General features: G+C 44.5%; 1 protein-coding gene. It reads left to right on the plus strand.

Features of this window, described 5'->3' with window-relative positions; all coding sequences use genetic code 11:
- On the plus strand, positions 1–555 hold a 555-nt coding region (locus R7040_RS28115), incomplete at its 5' end, for a GGDEF domain-containing protein (RefSeq protein WP_318097837.1).
- Between the last annotated feature and the right edge of the window lie 41 nt (positions 556–596).

Raw genomic sequence — 596 nt, forward strand, 5'->3', positions numbered from 1 at the left:
CAGCTCGAAGTGCTATCTAAGCTCGATCCACTTACGCGCCTTGGCAATCGCCGTATGCTGGAACATGTGATGCAAAAATACTGCGCATTGGATTGCGAAGATGCGATGTCATTTGGTCTGATTCTGATTGATATTGACCATTTTGGTTTGTTTAACAATCACTATGGTCATCTTGAAGGCGACATTGCACTGATGCGCATTGGGAACATTCTTGAACACCATACCAAAGATGAAGACGAGGTCTTTTGTCGTATTGGGGGGGAAGAGTTTGTGTTATTGATGATCGGCTCGAACCAAGAAGAGGTTCGGTTGAGAGCGGAATGCATTCGTCAATGCATTGAAGATGAAGGCATCAGGCATCAACATAACCCAGAAGGTGAACTGCTGACGGTTTCGGTGGGGTACTCCAGCTACAACACCAAAGGCAAAGACTTCAATTTCGACCACTTGTATCAGTTGTCCGACAAGGCGCTCTATCAGGCGAAAAGCAGTGGGAGAAATTGCGTGAAGCGATATGAGTTAAAAGACCCTCAAAAAGATCAAATTGTAGCGTGAGTTTGTTTTTACGTACTTCCTGAACATCAGAAACCAAAAAT

The sequence above is a fragment of the Vibrio sp. 1069 genome (assembly GCF_033340555.1).